General features: G+C 44.7%; 17 protein-coding genes. 9 read left to right on the plus strand and 8 right to left on the minus strand.

The window, feature by feature from the left end:
- Nucleotides 1-23: 23 nt before the first annotated feature.
- From SIO70_RS03610 to SIO70_RS03620, 3 genes are read right to left on the minus strand one after another with little or no spacing between them, the layout of a single operon-like run.
- On the minus strand, nucleotides 24-1,010 hold the full coding sequence (locus SIO70_RS03610) for a hypothetical protein (RefSeq protein ID WP_320579509.1): 987 nt from the start codon (nucleotides 1,008-1,010) through the stop codon (nucleotides 24-26).
- A gap of 24 nt (nucleotides 1,011-1,034) precedes the next feature.
- Entirely contained in the window at nucleotides 1,035-1,922 is an 888-nt protein-coding gene (locus tag SIO70_RS03615) for a DUF58 domain-containing protein (protein ID WP_320579511.1), read from the minus strand.
- 24 nt (nucleotides 1,923-1,946) lie between these two features.
- Nucleotides 1,947-2,948, minus strand: a complete 1,002-nt coding sequence (locus SIO70_RS03620; protein ID WP_320579513.1) for a MoxR family ATPase — start codon at nucleotides 2,946-2,948, stop codon at nucleotides 1,947-1,949.
- 284 nt (nucleotides 2,949-3,232) lie between these two features.
- On the opposite strand from SIO70_RS03620, the gene SIO70_RS03625 reads away from it, so the two are divergent.
- The 6 genes from SIO70_RS03625 to SIO70_RS03650 all read left to right on the plus strand — a co-directional run bounded on the left by SIO70_RS03625 (nucleotide 3,233) and on the right by SIO70_RS03650 (nucleotide 7,152).
- On the plus strand, nucleotides 3,233-3,574 hold the full coding sequence (locus SIO70_RS03625) for a hypothetical protein (RefSeq protein WP_320579515.1): 342 nt from the start codon (nucleotides 3,233-3,235) through the stop codon (nucleotides 3,572-3,574).
- Nucleotides 3,575-3,611: 37 nt separating this feature from the next.
- Entirely contained in the window at nucleotides 3,612-4,142 is a 531-nt protein-coding gene (locus SIO70_RS03630; RefSeq protein WP_320579517.1) for a GNAT family N-acetyltransferase, read from the plus strand.
- Nucleotides 4,143-4,158: 16 nt separating this feature from the next.
- Nucleotides 4,159-4,818, plus strand: coding sequence for a peptidylprolyl isomerase (locus SIO70_RS03635; RefSeq protein WP_320579519.1), 660 nt, complete (start codon nucleotides 4,159-4,161; stop codon nucleotides 4,816-4,818).
- 37 nt (nucleotides 4,819-4,855) lie between these two features.
- Complete coding sequence (gene gcvH, locus SIO70_RS03640; RefSeq protein WP_320579521.1) at nucleotides 4,856-5,236, plus strand: glycine cleavage system protein GcvH; 381 nt, start codon at nucleotides 4,856-4,858, stop codon at nucleotides 5,234-5,236.
- Between the two features lie 123 nt (nucleotides 5,237-5,359).
- On the plus strand, nucleotides 5,360-5,743 hold the full coding sequence (locus SIO70_RS03645; RefSeq protein ID WP_320579523.1) for a VanZ family protein: 384 nt from the start codon (nucleotides 5,360-5,362) through the stop codon (nucleotides 5,741-5,743).
- A 179-nt stretch (nucleotides 5,744-5,922) separates the two neighbouring features.
- Entirely contained in the window at nucleotides 5,923-7,152 is a 1,230-nt protein-coding gene (locus SIO70_RS03650) for an IS110 family transposase (protein ID WP_320577102.1), read from the plus strand.
- Nucleotides 7,153-7,380: 228 nt separating this feature from the next.
- On the opposite strand, the gene SIO70_RS03655 is transcribed toward SIO70_RS03650, so the two are convergent.
- Nucleotides 7,381-8,058, minus strand: a complete 678-nt coding sequence (locus SIO70_RS03655) for an OmpA family protein (protein WP_320579525.1) — start codon at nucleotides 8,056-8,058, stop codon at nucleotides 7,381-7,383.
- 204 nt (nucleotides 8,059-8,262) lie between these two features.
- Entirely contained in the window at nucleotides 8,263-9,327 is a 1,065-nt protein-coding gene (prfA, locus tag SIO70_RS03660) for a peptide chain release factor 1 (RefSeq protein ID WP_320579528.1), read from the minus strand.
- 74 nt (nucleotides 9,328-9,401) lie between these two features.
- Between prfA and SIO70_RS03665 the strand changes: the two genes are divergently transcribed.
- Together SIO70_RS03665 and SIO70_RS03670 are read left to right on the plus strand one after the other, a co-directional pair.
- Complete coding sequence (locus tag SIO70_RS03665) at nucleotides 9,402-10,544, plus strand: amidohydrolase family protein (RefSeq protein ID WP_320579530.1); 1,143 nt, start codon at nucleotides 9,402-9,404, stop codon at nucleotides 10,542-10,544.
- Nucleotides 10,545-10,563: 19 nt separating this feature from the next.
- The gene (locus SIO70_RS03670; RefSeq protein WP_320579532.1) at nucleotides 10,564-11,655 is read left to right on the plus strand and encodes a mechanosensitive ion channel family protein; all 1,092 of its coding nucleotides are present in this window, start codon (nucleotides 10,564-10,566) and stop codon (nucleotides 11,653-11,655) included.
- A 68-nt stretch (nucleotides 11,656-11,723) separates the two neighbouring features.
- Here the strand turns inward: SIO70_RS03670 and SIO70_RS03675 are convergent, their stop codons facing one another.
- The 3 genes from SIO70_RS03675 to SIO70_RS03685 all read right to left on the minus strand — a co-directional run bounded on the left by SIO70_RS03675 (nucleotide 11,724) and on the right by SIO70_RS03685 (nucleotide 13,970).
- Nucleotides 11,724-12,236: a hypothetical protein gene (locus SIO70_RS03675; RefSeq protein WP_320579535.1), complete on the minus strand. Its 513-nt coding sequence runs from the start codon at nucleotides 12,234-12,236 to the stop codon at nucleotides 11,724-11,726.
- Between the two features lie 9 nt (nucleotides 12,237-12,245).
- Nucleotides 12,246-12,878 carry a MerR family transcriptional regulator gene (locus SIO70_RS03680; RefSeq protein WP_320579536.1) on the minus strand — a complete coding sequence of 211 codons (633 nt, stop codon included), beginning with the start codon at nucleotides 12,876-12,878 and terminating at the stop codon, nucleotides 12,246-12,248.
- A gap of 120 nt (nucleotides 12,879-12,998) precedes the next feature.
- The gene (locus SIO70_RS03685; protein ID WP_320579538.1) at nucleotides 12,999-13,970 is read right to left on the minus strand and encodes a M23 family metallopeptidase; all 972 of its coding nucleotides are present in this window, start codon (nucleotides 13,968-13,970) and stop codon (nucleotides 12,999-13,001) included.
- Between the two features lie 290 nt (nucleotides 13,971-14,260).
- Here SIO70_RS03685 and alaS point away from each other — a divergent pair, with 290 nt between their 5' ends.
- Nucleotides 14,261-16,876: an alanine--tRNA ligase gene (gene alaS / locus SIO70_RS03690; protein WP_320579540.1), complete on the plus strand. Its 2,616-nt coding sequence runs from the start codon at nucleotides 14,261-14,263 to the stop codon at nucleotides 16,874-16,876.
- The last annotated feature ends 89 nt before the right edge of the window (nucleotides 16,877-16,965 follow it).

The following is a 16,965-nucleotide window of genomic DNA, read 5'->3' on the forward strand; positions in this document are numbered from 1 at the left end:
TGCGTCATTCGCTTTCTAACCCCTTAGTTGCCTGCTCCTTCGGTTTTCCCTGCCTCATTCGTCTTCTCTGCTTCCTTTGCTTTCTCCGCAGCGGGTTTGGTCCATTCCACAATATCAAATGCCTGCGACAGTGCGCGCTCATGCTCTTCAGGTGTAGGATGGAGCTTCGCAAATTTAGCCAGATCAGCTACCGTCAGCAGGTCTCTCAACCTGTCACGTTGCTGGTTCAGGACCGTCACTGGTTTGATGTGTTGAAGCAGTTCCTCGCTGGTTTGCTCCAGGGCAGGGATATTAAATTGCTGTTCGAAGTATGCGCGCAGTACGTCGGTGATGCGGGTATAATATTGCTTCACATCTCCCTGTTGCCACAGTTTCTCTTCTCTCAGCTGCTTCAGAGCCAGCAGTGCTACCTCGTAAGGTGGTACGGCAGGTGCTGCAGGTTTCACCACTACTTTCTTAGGACGGCTGCGGAAATATACCAACAATCCGATACCTATGATGATCACACTGAAACCAATAGCAAAGTACAGCCAGTAATCCCAGAAGTTCCAGGGTACAGAACGTACGGCTTTAATAGGTTTGAATGCCTTGGTAGTATCTACCGCAACGGTACCTACCTCTATGCGCAGTGAATCGGTGAAGGCTGAATCAGTCACCGCACCGTTATTCAGCACATCAAATTTTAAGGCAGGGAGGTCCCAGCTACCGCTGTCAAAGCTGGTGAGTACAAGGGTTTGTTGAAACACCTTGTTTCCATTGGCAGCAGAAGTATCGAGGCCGGTACGGCTGACAACTTCCCAGTGACTGAAGGAATCTGGTAATTGAGGGAATACGACATTGCCAACGCCCTGGTTAGGTACGGTGGCAGACAATATGAGTTTTACCTGCTCACCTATACGGATATGGTCTGTATCTGTACGGGCGCTTACCTGCACCTGGGCCTGCGAAGCAAACCCATAACCCAGCAATGCAAATAAAATAAGTGTTTTAACTATGATCTGTTTACCCATGTTAATTTGCTCATCTTTAAACTATCACCTGTTTGTAAAGAAGCCTTTTAAAGCCTTTACATAATCTTCATCCGTACGAATGCTGATCAGGCTTGCACCACTCTTTTTGAAAGAATTGCTGCAATACTGTACGTGCTGCTGGAACTGTTGGGTATAATATTGCTGCACCTGTTTGTCAGAAGCATCTACCCATTGGCGTGCACCAGTTTCAGAATCCTGCATTTGTATCAGTCCTACCGGTGGCAGTTCTTTGTCACGCTGATCGTATACATGCACGCCTACCACATCGTGGCGTTTGGCTGCAATGTTCAGTGCATCCTGGTAGTCGCCTGTCAGGAAGTCGCTCAGCATAAATACAATGCTCTTTTTCTTTGTCGCATTGTTAAAGAAACGCAGTGTTTCCCTGATATTAGTGCCTTTGCGGGTAGGGGTAAAGGACAGCAGTTCGCGAATGATAAACAGGATATGGGATTTACCTTTCTTAGGCGGGATATATTTTTCCATACCGTCGCTGAAGAAGATCACCCCTACTTTATCATTGTTTTTGATCGCGGAGAAGGCCAGTACAGCGCAAAGCTCCGTGATCATACTCCGCTTGTTCTGCCGTACGGTACCGAAGAGGGAGCTTTCACTCACATCTACCAGCAACATTACGGTGAGCTCACGTTCTTCTTCGAAAACCTTGATGAAGGGATGATTTAAACGGGCAGTCACATTCCAGTCGATAGCCCGCACATCGTCGCCCACCTGGTAATCGCGCACCTCACTGAAAGACATACCACGACCCTTGAAGGCGCTGTGATATTCGCCCGCAAAGATGTGATTGGAGAGACCTTTGGTCTTGATCTCTATCTGCCTGACTTTCTTAAGTATTTCTGCAGTATCCACCGGTTGTACATTAACGTTTAACAAAACTGTTTGCTACATAGGGGCCGATTAAGGTACTTCTACAGCATTCAGAATTTCGCTCAGGATGTTTTCGCTGGTTACGTTTTCCGCTTCCGCTTCGTAAGTAAGCCCTACACGGTGACGCATTACGTCGAAGCAGATGCTGCGAACGTCTTCAGGAATTACATATCCGCGACGTTTCATGAAGGCATAAGCTTTAGCAGCCATTGCCAGGTTGATGCTCGCTCTTGGAGAACCACCATAAGCGATGAGCGGTTTCAGTTTCTGCAGTTTGTATTCTTCAGGATTACGGGTAGCGAATACGATATCGAGGATATAGCGTTCGATCTTTTCATCCATGTATACTTCACGTACCAGGTCGCGTGCCTTCATAATGTCGGCAGGCTGAATGATGGGATTGATCTTTTGGGAAGGCTGAGGGTTCAGGTTCTGACGGATGATCAGTCGCTCTTCTTCCCTGGTAGGATAACCGATCACCACTTTGAGCATAAAACGGTCTACCTGTGCTTCTGGCAGTGTATAAGTACCTTCCTGCTCGATTGGGTTCTGGGTAGCCAGTACCAGGAAAGGCTCTTCCAGTTTGAAAGTAGTATCACCGATAGTGATCTGTCTTTCCTGCATTGCTTCCAGCAGGGCACTCTGCACTTTTGCAGGGGCACGGTTGATCTCATCCGCCAGGATAAAGTTGGCGAAGATAGGACCGCGTCTTACCACAAATTCATTCTTTTGCTGGTTGTATATCATAGTACCGATCACGTCCGCAGGCAGAAGGTCCGGTGTAAACTGAATACGGCTGAATTTACCGTTAATGGCAGAAGAGAGGGATTTAATAGACAGGGTTTTTGCCAGACCGGGTACACCTTCCAGCAATACGTGGCCTTGTGCCAGCAGCCCTATCAACAGTCTTTCTACCATGTAACGCTGCCCTACGATGACTTTGCCCAGTTCGAGGTTCAGCAGGTCTACAAATGCGCTGGCCTCGTGGATTTTTTCATTTAGTTGACGAATATCATACGAAGTATTCTCCATGCTTATTTATTATTTACAAGTTTGCTAAAGTAAAACTTTCTGCCAGTAAAACACCGCCAGACAAGCAGATATGGCCGTTAAAATGCTGTTAAGAATAGAATTACAAATTAAAATTTACAAATTACGATATGGCACTCAGATACATACATTTTTTAATTTGTAATCCTTGCATTATAAATAACGTATGTGACCCCCAAATTAATAAAGCCGGCGCATATTTATATCATCTTTTTTTATAACGTACATTTGCAGGGATAGAAGGTTCATAATTAAATAATTATAAAATGGCAGAGGAATTTGAGCAGCAATGGAAAAGGGTGCTGGATATGTTCACAGAGCGATTTGGGAAAACCCCTAACATGGAAGCAATTCTCTTTTTAATAGGTGCACAGGAACTGGGAAACATGAAGACGAAGTGGACAAAGGAGCAGAAACAGGATCTTATGCATGTGGCAACATGTACTTTATTGAGTCAAAGCGGGTATTTTGAACTACAAGGGTATGACAATGATGGTTGGCCACATTTCAAAGAAGCACAACCAGTACCCAAAATGAGTATGCAAGAACAGGAAAGATTTTTGCAGGAGCATATTATTGCATACTTTGACGATCAGGAGGGACGGTAAAATTCCCTCCCTGATATAAATTACACACACCCTGGCTATGGATACATCATTACACGTTGTGCCCGTTTCTACTGAGTTGCTGGATTTACTGGTGATGCTTGAGCAGCGGACGTTTACTGAAACATTTGTTCATCAATACAACCCGGCGGACTTTAACGCTTTTATGGAAGAGAAAAAATCCAGGAAGGCACTAACAGCTGAAATGGCGGCCCCTGGCTGTTTATATTACATTCTGTACGAAGGTACCTCACCCGCGGGTTTTCTGAAACTCAATTTACACAAGCAGCCGGATCATAACGGTCCCCTGGATCCCGCCCCTGTCATGGAGCTGGAAAAGATCTATGTGCTGAAAGCATTTCAGGGTATGAAAGCCGGGCAGTTCCTGCTGGACTACGCGCAGGAAGTAGCGGTGCAACATGGCGTAAAAACCATCTGGCTTGGGGTTTGGGAGTACAACACGAAGGCGTATCAATTCTACGAGAAGAATGGTTTTGAAAAATTCGGTAGCCATATCTTCATGATGGGGAATCAGGAAGATACTGACTGGCTGCTGCGCAAACAACTCTAAAATAATCATACACCCCATGAAACGATTGCTACTCTTTGTGTGTATAATACTCACACTTCCCGCTATGGCTGCTAAAAACCGGAAGGTAAAGATCATTACTCCATATGGCACGATGGTGATCGAGCTGTATAACATCACACCAAAGCACAGGGATAATTTTATCAGGCTGGCTAAACACCACTTCTATGACAGTACGTTATTCCACAGAGTGATCAAAGGATTTATGATACAGGGCGGCGACCCTGATTCAAAGCATGCGGCAAAGGGAGCAATGCTCGGTAATGGAGATGTGAACTACACGATTCCCGCAGAGTTTCAGCTGAACCTGTATCACAAAAAAGGTGCACTGGCTGCAGCAAGAGATAACAATCCTGCAAAAGCAAGTTCAGGATGCCAGTTTTATATCGTGCAGGGGAAAGTGTGGACAGATGAGGAGCTCGACAAACTGGAGAAGGGTAGGCTAGGGGGGGGGAAGATTCCCGTGGACCAGCGCGAATACTATAAAAAGTACGGAGGCACACCACAACTGGATCAGAGCTACACGGTGTTTGGTCAGGTTCTGGAAGGCCTGGACGTGATCGATAAGATCGCAGCAATAAAGACAGATGGTAATGACAGACCACAGGAAGATGTGGCAATGAAGGTAAGAGTGGTGAAGAAATTTTTGTTCTTTTAGGTTTTCCTTAATTTTACCCCTTAAAATCAAACTTGCCATGAATTTTCCGTCAAATCTGCGTTACACCAAAGATCACGAATGGGTGTTACTGGAAGGTAATACAGCTACTATCGGTATCACTGAATTCGCTCAGCGTGAACTGGGAGATATCGTATTTGTAGACATTCCTACCGTTGGTAAAACACTGAATGCAGAAGAAGTATTCGGTACTGTGGAAGCAGTAAAGACTGTGTCTGACCTGTTCCTGCCAGTAAAAGGTACTGTAAATGAAATCAATTCTGAGCTGGATGGCTCACCTGAACTGGTGAACAGCGATCCATATGGCGAAGGATGGATGATCAAGATGACAGTATCTAACCCTGCAGATGTAGACGGACTGCTGGATGCAGCTGCCTATCAGGCACTTGTTGGCGAATAAGTCCAATAATTAATAAAAGGTTAAAAAAGTAGAGGTATAAGGTGCAAAGTTGGGAACGACTTTTGAACCTTATACCTTTATGATTATTAATATTTACCCTAAAAACAATTGGACGTGCCAGCAATGAGGATTATCAGATACTATTGGCCTGCTATATTATGGATATTGCTGGTGTTATATTTATGTACTATACCCGGAGATAAGATCCCCAGGGATCCTTTCTATGAGAAAATACATATGGACAAGATCGTTCACCTGGGATTGTTTGGTTGTACGGTACTCCTGTTGTGTATAGGCTATTACAGAAGTAAAGGACATATTTCGGCGCTTACACTGACGCTGTTCTGGTTCACAGCAGCAGCATATGGTTTAGCCATTGAGTTTATTCAAAAATACTGGGCGGTAGATCGCAGCTTCGATATGATCGACGCCGTAGCCGATTCTATAGGCGCCATGTGCGGGATCATTGCTTTCTTATTTATACGAAAGTGGTGGTTGAAAAAATAATAAAAACATTCATGAAATGAGGTTATTCACCAACGGGGATGAAAACCATTTTCAGAAAAAACATTCATGAAAGAAGTAATTCTCCAACTGAGAATGAAAAACATTTTCAAAGAAAACCCTCATGAACCGAATTCACAAACGACTATGAAAATGGTGGTACCTTCGACAAAAGTACTACCATGGAACAATCACATATCAGTTTTGAACAGGTTGTGAGTCGTGGCTGTGGCCTCGATGTTCACCAGGAGAATGTAGTAGCTACCATCAGGGGTGATAATTTGCAGGAACAAACCCGCACTTTTAGCACCTTCACAAGTTCACTTAAGGACCTGGTAGCCTGGTTGGAAGAATCGGGCATTACACATGTCGCAATGGAGAGCACGGGTGTTTACTGGAAGCCTGTTTTTAATATACTAGAACCTCACTTTGAACTTATTTTGGTCAATGCCCGGCATATTAAATATGTGCCGGGTCATAAGACTGATCGTAATGACAGTGCCTGGATTGCAAAATTATTGCTAAGCGGGCTACTAAAAGGAAGTTTTATTCCACCCCAATACACTCGTGAATTACGGGAATTGTACCGATACAAACGTAAAGTAATAGGCCAACGCTCCAGTGAATATAACCGATTACAGAACATTTTAGAGACTGCCAATATCAAATTGAGCAGCGTTGTCAGTGATGTGTTCGGCATAAGCGGCTGGTCAATGATCTCTGCTATTATTGATGGAGAACAGGATCCCATGATATTGGCCAATCTGGCCAAAGGTAGGCTCAAAATCAAGAAGCAAGAACTTATTCTTGCTTTAGAAGGTAATCTTAATGAGCATCACCGTTTTATGCTCAACCTGTCTAAAGCTGCTATCTTACAGCTAAATGAACTGCTTTGTCAGGTAGATAACCGTATTGATCAGTACTTAAGAAAATGGGAAGAAGAAGTAAAATTACTTCAGACTATTCCCGGAGTACAAAAACAAACAGCTACAGCCATCTTAGCCGAAATAGGTACAGATATGCATGCCTTCCCAAATCAGCATCATTTAGCCAGTTGGTGTGGCTTATGTCCGGGTAATAATGAAAGTGCCGGAAAAAAGAAAAGTGAACGTATCAATCATGGCAACAGTTCTCTTAAAACAGCACTGGTGGAGGCGGCCTGGGCCGCTGTACATACAAAGGAATCTTATCTGAAAAGAAGATATTACTCTTTAAGTGTGCGAAGAGGTAAAAAACGTGCTCTTATCGCCATTGCACACAAAATCCTCATTGCCACTTATTTTATACTCAAAAATAGAGTGCCATATATGGAACCGGATAATCAGGAGTGGCTTAAAAAAAGAAAGCAGGCGCAGATAAATAATTATCTCAGGCGCCTGCGCGAGCTTGAGGCATTACCCCCATCTCAATAAGATTACTAAGTTACAAAAATCGACCTCTTATTGGTGCTTTTTAAGCCTGTAAAGAAAACTGATTTAAGACTCTAAGTACAAACGATTGTTGCTATAAGCACGAAATGAAAATTTTAAGCATATAGAGTCATATCAAAATTATGACACAGACTAACTATTTTCAATGAAAAAAAGGCCGTATCCAACGATACGGCCTTTTTCATATATATGTGTATGAAGGAAATCTTATTACTGTCCTGATTCTTTCTGCGCATCCTGCTTCATCTTATCGTTCGCATAGATTGCGAATTCCACACGACGGTTCTTAGCTCTGTTAGCATCTGTGGTATTAGGTACTACAGGTTGTTTGGAACCATACCAGTATGTTTGGATACGATTAGCAGCTACGTTCTGTGTTTTCAGGTAGTTTGCTACAGCAGTTGCACGTCTTTCAGAAAGTGCATAGTTATAAGCATCAGTACCAGTAGTATCAGTGTGACCTTCTACGCGTACGTAGGTGTCAGGATATTTATTGAGGATGGTAGCCAGCTGCTGAATGTTTGTCTGAGCGGTAGCAGTCAGGTCCGATTTATCAAAGCCGAACAGAACACCGGAGTTGAACGTTACGTTGATACCTTCCCCTACACGTTCTACGGTAGCATTTGGTACAGTTGTTTTGATTTCCTGTGCCTGTTTATCCATTTTTTTACCGATCAGTACACCGGCTCCGCCACCTACAGCAGCACCGATAATAGCGCCCAGAGCAGTGTTACCTGCGGCTTTACCAATCACGGCACCAGTGGCAGCACCTCCACCTACGCCGATAGCTGCGCCCTTTTGGGTGTTGTTCATTCCATTCCAGGTGCTACAGCTAAATAACATGGTGGCAGACAATACTACTGCTACGATAGGATTGATTCTTTTCATTGTACGAATGTTTATTACTGAAAGATATGAGACAAATATGCTGCCAGATTTTTGGTAGATCAAGGCAGACATGAATATAGGTATTAATGAAAAAATAAATGTAATACTAATGTTTCATATTTAGGTGTAATGGAATAGCCAGGAAGAAAGCGCTTTTAGCTAGGGCAAAAGCGCTTTCTTTTTGAATTATTATTGCGCTGTAGCTTAGCTACCCATTTTCATCTTTTCCACATTCTCTGCAAACTGTAACGCCTGCAGCATTTCCTGGATATCTCCGTTTGTAAACGCATCCAGGTTGTATACCGTCATCCCAATACGGTGATCAGTTACACGCCCCTGTGGGTAATTGTAAGTCCTGATCTTTGCAGAACGGTCACCAGTAGATACAAGGCTCTTACGCTGTGAGGCAATCGCTTCTTCATGCTTACGCACTGCTGCTTCGTAAATACGGGAACGCAGCATTTTCATCGCGATATCACGGTTAGAGTGCTGGCTACGTCCTTCCTGACATTCTACCACCACACCGGTAGGTATATGCGTCAATCGAACCGCAGATTCAGTTTTGTTTACGTGCTGACCACCCGCACCAGATGAACGGAAAGTATCCATCTTGATATCTGCGTCTCTTATATCCACATCCACTTCTTCTGCTTCCGGCAGGATCGCCACTGTAGCTGCTGAAGTATGTACACGGCCGGAAGTTTCTGTAGCTGGAACACGCTGTACACGGTGTACACCTGATTCAAACTTCAGGGTACCATATACATCATCACCATTTACTTCCACCACCACCTCTTTATATCCACCCACTGAACCAGGGGTTTCACTCATAATATTGGTAGTCCAGCCTTTGAGCTCACAATAGCGGAGATACATGCGCAGCAGGTCACCAGCGAAGAGGCTTGCCTCGTCACCACCTGTACCACCCCGGATTTCAAGAATCGCATTCTTTTCATCCTGTGGATCTTTCGGAATCAGCAGGTTACGGATTATCTCCTCCTGCTCTATTTTCTGATTGGCCAGTGCTTCGGTTTCTTCCTTAGCCAGCTCCCTCATTTCTTCATCGCCACTATCCAGTACTTCCTTGTTAAAGGCAATACTATCCAGCAACTTTGTATAAGTATCGTATGCCTTCACGATTTTTTCCAACTGCCGGTACTCCTTGCTCAGTTTGCTGAACTGCTTGTTGTCGCTCACTATTTCGGGGTTGGTAAGGGCAAGGGAGACCTGTTCAAACCGGCCTTTAATCGCTTCTAGTTTATCTATCATAGTTATCTTTGTTGAATGGTCGGTGATCTGTCGACTTATCAATTGCCGGCAAAATTAACATCTTTAGGATAATTATGACCCAACAGCTAAAATTTAAAGGAACAGCCCTCTTTGACGGGCAGAAAATATTATCGGGAGACAAGGTCCTGATTCTCTCCGAAGACGGGACTATCGTGGATATTGTATCAGCAGACCTCGCCGGCGATGGGGTACAGGAAGTGGAGGGGATACTCAGTCCGGGGTTTGTAAATTCCCATTGTCACCTGGAATTGTCACACATGAAAGGGATAATTCCAGAAGGTACCGGGTTGCCGTCCTTCCTGACACAGGTGATGGAAAAACGGGGGCAACAGGATGATGCCGCTATTAAAACTGCTGAGGAAGCCATGTGGGAAAGTGGCATTTCGGCAGTGGGAGATATATGTAATGGCACTGCTACCCTTGCTCCTAAACAGCATTCCCCTATTTACTACCATTCCTTTGTGGAAACAATGGGATTTGTACCTGTTGCGGCGCAGAGCAGACTGGATTACAGCTTGTCTGTACTGGAACAGTTCAGTCGTCTGAATGGTGATATGCATTCCTGTTCCGTGGTGCCACATGCTCCGTATTCTGTGAGTAAAACGCTTTTTTCACTGCTGTCCGTGATGCCGGGTAATACTCCAATCAGCATTCACAACCAGGAAACAGCAGCCGAAAATCAATTATATGCTGATAAAACAGGTGCTTTCCTCGACTTCTATCAGCACTTTGGGATGGATACAAGTGCCTTTGTACCGACTGGAGGCACCAGCCTACCTGCATGGTTGCCTTATTTTAAGCACTTGCCGGTGATATTGGTACACAATACTTTTTCTACCAAAGAAGATGTGGCTTTTACTAAACAACATGCCCCTAATGCATACTGGTGCTTATGCCCACAGGCGAATTTGTATATCGAAAAACGGTTGCCCGATATTTCATTATTACGCAATGAGGGATGTATAATCACGCTAGGCACAGATAGCCTGGCCTCTAATCACCAGTTGTCTATCTGGGAAGAGATACAGGCAATACGGGGGCATTTTCCGGCAATCCCACTGGAAGAAATACTGCAATGGGCCACGTTGAATGGCGCGAAAGCATTGGGAATCTCAGCCAGGTATGGCAGTTTTGAAAAAGGGAAGCAACCGGGTGTAATAGTTATTACTGATAAGGGTAGCAGAAGAATATACTAATATTGTAATTTCGCATAATATGAGCAATTTACTAGACCAGGTTATTCTTGGCAACCCTATCCAGAATTACTTTATTCTGGCTATTGTGCTACTGTTTGTCTCAATGATAAAACGGTATCTATCACAATGGTTGGCCAATCTCCTTTTCAAAGAAGTCAGAAAGTGGGCACCTGATATCGACCAACAGGAATTTTCCTACCTGCTGCTGCGACCATTGGAATTCTTCTTCCTGCTGGTCGCCTTCATGCTCACGATCGATCACCTGAATTTTCCTCCGGAGCTGAACATCACTGTTTACAATGGGTTTAGCCTGAAGGGAATATTAAGTACGCTGCTGGAACTCGCGCTTACAGTATCCATCATCTGGATCATTCTCCGTGTCATCGATTTCGTGTCGCTGATGATCAGCAAGAGTGCCGATTTGCTACATGATAAGACGGACAACCAGTTCATCGTGTTCTTCAGGGATTTCTTCAAAGCCATCGTCTTCATTTTTGGTGCCATCGCTTTTATCAGGATCCTGTTTGGGGCGGTGCTGGTCAATAAAATTATCGCGGGTCTTGGTATCGGTGCTGCGGCGCTCGCCCTCGCTGCCAAGGAAAGTATTGAGAACCTGATTTGTTCTTTCATCATCTTCTTCGACAAGCCTTTCCGGGTAGGAGATACCGTGAAGGTAGATGCTTACCAGGGTGCTGTAGAAAAGATTGGTCTGCGCAGTACACGCATTCGCACCCAGGACAAAACCTTTGTGACTGTTCCAAACAAGAAAATGGTGGACAGCATACTGGATAATATTTCGCTGCGTACCCAGCAAAGAGCAGTATTTCGCCTGGAAGTAGCGGGTGATACGACTGCAGATAACCTGCTGAAAGTATTACAGGATTTCAAAGCCCTTTTGAAACAGCATGATAAAATAGCAGACGGCTTTATTGTGAATTTGAACGACTTTACTAAAGATACATATGTGATACAGGTTATTTACCTCACTAACGTGATTGAAGGGGTTCCTTTCAATCAATTGAAAAGTGAGATCAACCTTGGTTTTATAAAAATACTGGAAAGCCACGGTGTAAAATTATCCAGTACAACGGTGGAGATACATGAGAAATAAGTTATCCACTGTGCATAAAAAAGCCGTCTCAGGAACCTGAGACGGCTTTTTTGTTAGTTTCTTTTATATCAATCTTTATCTTTTCTGTTTGCTTTCAGCAGGATTCGGGCGATATCGCCTTCGAGTGTATCCTGCAGATCTGTGCTAAGGCGACCCAGTTCTTTACCATCACGAACGATGATGAAAGTAGGCACTTTCTTTGTCTGGTAGCCTACCTGTACACCTGTTTGCAGTTTTTCGTCAGCACCATAAGTGATGATCTGCTCGTCAGGGCTACCTGCCAGTATCAGGATTTTGTAGAGGGCTGGCAACAGGCGGCGGCTTTCGTCATCCCAGGTACCAATTATCGCTACCACAGTAAATTTACCACGATTGTCTTTGATATAATTCAGCATGTTTTCATTGGGCTGATATTTGTTTACACCGGCATAGAACCATGCAAACGAGCTATCGTTCATCAATGTTTTCATTTCAATCTTGCCTTTCAGCACCTTTCTTCCGTTAGATGCTGTGGATTGTGCATGAGATAAGGTGGTGGCAAGCAGGAGACATGCCCCCATGAGTAATAATTTCAATCGCATAATTTATTTTTATAATTGTTCCTTCAGTTCGGTTAAAAATCCTTTTACCTTCAGCAAAGCCTGTACCATTTCAAAATTACGGGCTGCCAATTTACGATCTTCTTTTAACTTTTGCTTCGCACCCTCGATAGTGTACTTACGCTCACGTAAAAGATGATAGATCAGTTTCAGGTGTTGGATATCTTCCTGGCGGAACAAGCGATCGCCTTTTCTATTCTTTTTAGGTTGGAGTATATCGAATTCATTTTCCCAATAGCGGATGAGCGATGTATTGACTTTAAACATCGTTGCTACTTCACTAATGGAATAGTATTGTTTGTCAAGTGGCACAGCTTCCAGTGTCTTGATCAGGTCCGGATCATCGGCTACTTCTTTCAGCGATTTGCGTCCCCGTTTCTTCTGGGGAGGCTGGGAGGCAGTCACAGATTGACTGGATACCGCCACTGGTGGTGGTATATCAGGAGGTAACTGTACCTGAATCCTGCTGGGTATGTTTGGTAAATCGTTCTTCTCTTCCATCTTAGGTCGCTCCACAACTGGTTTCTGCTGCGGCTCCGGTTCCTTTTCGGGAATGGGGGGCGCAGGGTCTGGTTTTTTAGGCTCCAGGTTAGAAAATAGATCCAGCTGTTGCATCATATCCATTTATGAATACCAAATTACAAAATTCCGGGGTAGTTTAATTTTTCTACTTTGGGTATATATTCAAAAAATCCGCTTTGGCGGGTGACCGAAGCGGATTTCTTAGAAGAATTTATGTATTTATTAATCAAATGATTGGTTGCCGGACCTTGCTATTTTCAGCATTCTGTCAAACTCTTCCGGAGAAAGGTCGTTGAAGAAGAAGTACACAGGATCTACTTTTTCCCCGTTTTTTTCCACTTCGTAGTGGCAGTGAGGACCTGTAGACTTACCTGTACTTCCTACCCAACCAAGTACGTCGCCACGTTTTACAGTTGTACCTGCTTTTACCTTTATCCTGAGCATGTGGCCATAGCGGGTTCTGTAACCATAGCCATGGTTTACAACCACATGATTACCATAGCCCACATCGCTCATACTGGCTTCTTCCACCACACCGTCGCCGGTGGCGTAGATGGGGGTACCGGCAGGAGCTGCGAAGTCAAGACCGGAATGGTACTTTACAGTTTTGTATATCGGATCGATTCTATATCCAAAACCGGAGGCGATACGCTTCAGGTCTTTGTTGGAAACCGGCTGGATGGCCGGGATAGAGGCGAGCATTTTTTGTTTATTCTTTACCAGGTCATCAATCTTTTCATAAGATTTGGCCTGAATACCAATGCGATGCACTAATTCCTGCAGCAAAGATCCGGTGCTGGCAATGATTTCGCTGCTGGAAAAAGAAGCCATCTGGGAGAACTCTTCTTCCTTGGCCATATTGCCGGCCCTGGCACTATCGGGGATAGGGGAGGCTTCGAATATAACACGATAGATCTCATTATCACGGTGTTCCAGCTCGGCCAGCTGGGATTTAACTTCCTTCATACGGCCTTGCATTTCTTCATATTTCTCGTTCATCACTTCCAGATCACGGCGCAGGTTTTTCTCTTTAGGGGAATCCAGCACTCTATAAGATACGGATAGAAAAATAAATCCTGTGACAATGGCGGCTGAAACAAATCCTAGTATTCGTAATACCTTGACGCGCAGTGATACTACGAGTTTTTCGTATTTGAGCGTTTGAGTATTATAAAAGTATTTTACCTTCTTCATGTGCCGGGCTTATGCTTTAACAGCAGTAGTAAATTCCATCTGGGGGGCTATTCATACAATGAGGATGAAGTTGGGTGCGGCTTTTCAGTAATTCTTCGCCATTCTGACTTTTTCAATATTTTTGCACTCCTTTCGCTTATGCGACAGGGTGTGCAAACCTAAGGGAATTAGACTAAAAGGGCAATCTTTTGAGTGTCAATTTTCTAAACACCACTAGTTGGCTTAAAATACAAATTAAAGCCATTTAGGTGACACAAAATTATAATACATACTAATTTTTTCAAATACTTATGACTGCTTCCGAGATTCGCCGGCAATTCCTGGAGTTTTTTAAATCCAAAGGGCACCATGTAGTGCCATCCGCTCCTATCGTGGTTAAGAACGACCCGACCCTGCTGTTTACCAACGCGGGTATGAACCAGTTCAAAGACTACTTCCTGGGCAACCAGACCCCGGCCTGGACAAGGGTCGCGGATACGCAGAAGTGCCTGCGCGTAAGCGGAAAACACAATGACCTGGAGGAAGTGGGTATCGATACCTATCACCATACCATGTTCGAAATGTTGGGTAACTGGAGTTTTGGTGACTACTTCAAGGAGGAAGCCATCGCGTGGAGCTGGGAGCTGCTCACAGAAGTGTATAAGCTGCCGAAAGACCGTTTGTATGTAACTGTATTTGAAGGAGATAAGAAGGAAAACCTGGAAAAAGACCAGGAAGCCTACGACTTCTGGAAAAAACATGTAGCAGAAGACCGTATCCTGCTGGGTAACAAAAAAGACAACTTCTGGGAAATGGGCGATACCGGTCCTTGTGGCCCTTGTTCCGAAATTCACGTTGACTGCCGCCCTGATGAAGAACGTAAACTGGTGGAAGGCGCTACCCTCGTGAACAAAGACAATCCACAGGTGATCGAGATCTGGAACAACGTATTCATGCAGTTCAACCGCCTGAAAGACAAGAGCCTGGAACCACTGCCAGCTAAGCACGTGGATACAGGTATGGGCTTTGAACGCCTGGTACGGGTGATCCAGGGTAAATTCTCCAACTACGATACAGACGTATTTTCAGGTACTATTGGTTTTATCGAAAAACTGACTGGCGCTAAATACGAGGCTACCGACAGCAAAAAGGATGTTACTTTCCGTGTGCTGGCAGACCATATTCGCGCTATCTGCTTTACAATTGCAGACGATCAGCTGCCTTCCAATACAGGAGCAGGTTATGTAATACGCCGTATCCTGCGTAGAGCTGTTAGATATTACTTCACTTACCTGGATTATAAAAAGCCATTGCTGCATGAACTGGTACCTGTACTGGCTCAGCAGTTTGAGACCGTATTCCCTGAACTGCAAAAGCAGGTTGACTTTGTGAAGAAAGTGATCTTCGAAGAAGAAAATAATTTCCTCCGCACCCTGGATAGCGGTATACGCCGTATTGAAGACATTATGGTGGCAAACGTGGCTACCAAATCTATCGATGGTAAAACGGCTTTCGAATTGCTGGATACCTATGGCTTCCCTTTTGACCTCACCAACCTGATAGCTACTGAAAAGGGCTTCAGCGTGGATGAAAAAGGTTTTGAAGCTGCTATGAAAGAACAAAAGGATCGTTCCCGCGCCGCTACCGAACTGGATATGGGCGACTGGACCATCCTCGAAGACAGCGGTACCACCTTTGTAGGTTACAGCCTGGATACCACCCATACCAAAGTAACCAAATACCGTAAAATCAAAGCTAAAGGCAAGGAACAATACCAGCTCGTACTAAGCCAGACCCCTTTCTACGCTGAGAGTGGCGGACAGGTGGGCGATACCGGTACCCTGGATTTCGATGGTGAAAAGATCAGCGTAACCTATACCAAAAAAGAAAACGACCTCATCGTTCACTTTACCGACAAGCTGCCTGCTACTATCAATACCACAGTCACCGCGACTATCAATAAAGATAAACGCCAGCAGACTACCCTGAACCACTCTGCTACCCACCTCCTGCATGCTGCCCTGCGCCAGGTACTGGGTACACACGTAGCACAGAAAGGCTCGCTGGTAACCCCTGAAGCCCTCCGCTTCGACTTCTCTCACTTTGCAAAAGTGACTGACGAAGAACTGGCGCAGATCGAAGACATCGTGAATGAAAAGATCCGCGCTAATATCCCTGTCGTAATACAGGAACTACCTAAAGAAGAAGCAATGAAACTGGGCGCTATGGCCCTGTTCGGCGAAAAATACGGCGATATTGTACGCGTGGTGATCATGGATCCAAACTACTCTGTTGAATTCTGTGGTGGTACCCACATTGGTAATACCGGCGAACTGGGTCTCTTCAAATTCCTCTCTGAAGGTGCAGTAGCTGCAGGTGTACGCCGTATTGAAGGTGTAACCGGCGCTCATGCACTGGCTTTTGTAAATGAACAACTGCAACAGCTGAAAGAGGTGAAAGCAGCCCTGAAAAATCCGAAAGAACCAGTAAAGGCTGTTGAAACCCTGATCGCTGACAAAGCTAGTCTGGAAAAACAACTGGAAGTATTTGAACAGGAAAAGGTAAAACAACTTGCTGCAGGTCTGCTGGAAAAAGCGGAGAAAGTAAACGGCATCAACTTCATCGGTAGTGTAGTAAGCGTGAACAGCGCCGACGCACTGAAGCAACTGTGTTTCCAGCTGAAAACAGAACTGACTGATTATGTATTTGTCTTCGCTGCCAATGTAGGTGGTAAAGCAAACGTAGCAGTGATGATCGCTGATAATTTAGTGGCTGACAAAGGACTGGAAGCACCTAAAATTATCAAGGAGAAAATTTCCGGCCTCATCAAAGGTGGCGGCGGAGGTCAGAAATCCTTCGCATCTGCCGGTGGTCAGGAAACTGATAAGCTGGATCAGGTGATCAAAGCAGTAAAAGAGCTACTCTAAACTTCTTTTCTATAGCGCCCTCCGACCGGAGGGCGCTTTTCATTTCCCCCTTGTCGATTTTAACTTTTCCTTTATACCTCCCCCCTATA

Origin of the sequence: Chitinophaga sancti, from assembly GCF_034087045.1 — a bacterium.
In the GTDB taxonomy this organism is placed as follows: domain Bacteria; phylum Bacteroidota; class Bacteroidia; order Chitinophagales; family Chitinophagaceae; genus Chitinophaga; species Chitinophaga sancti_B.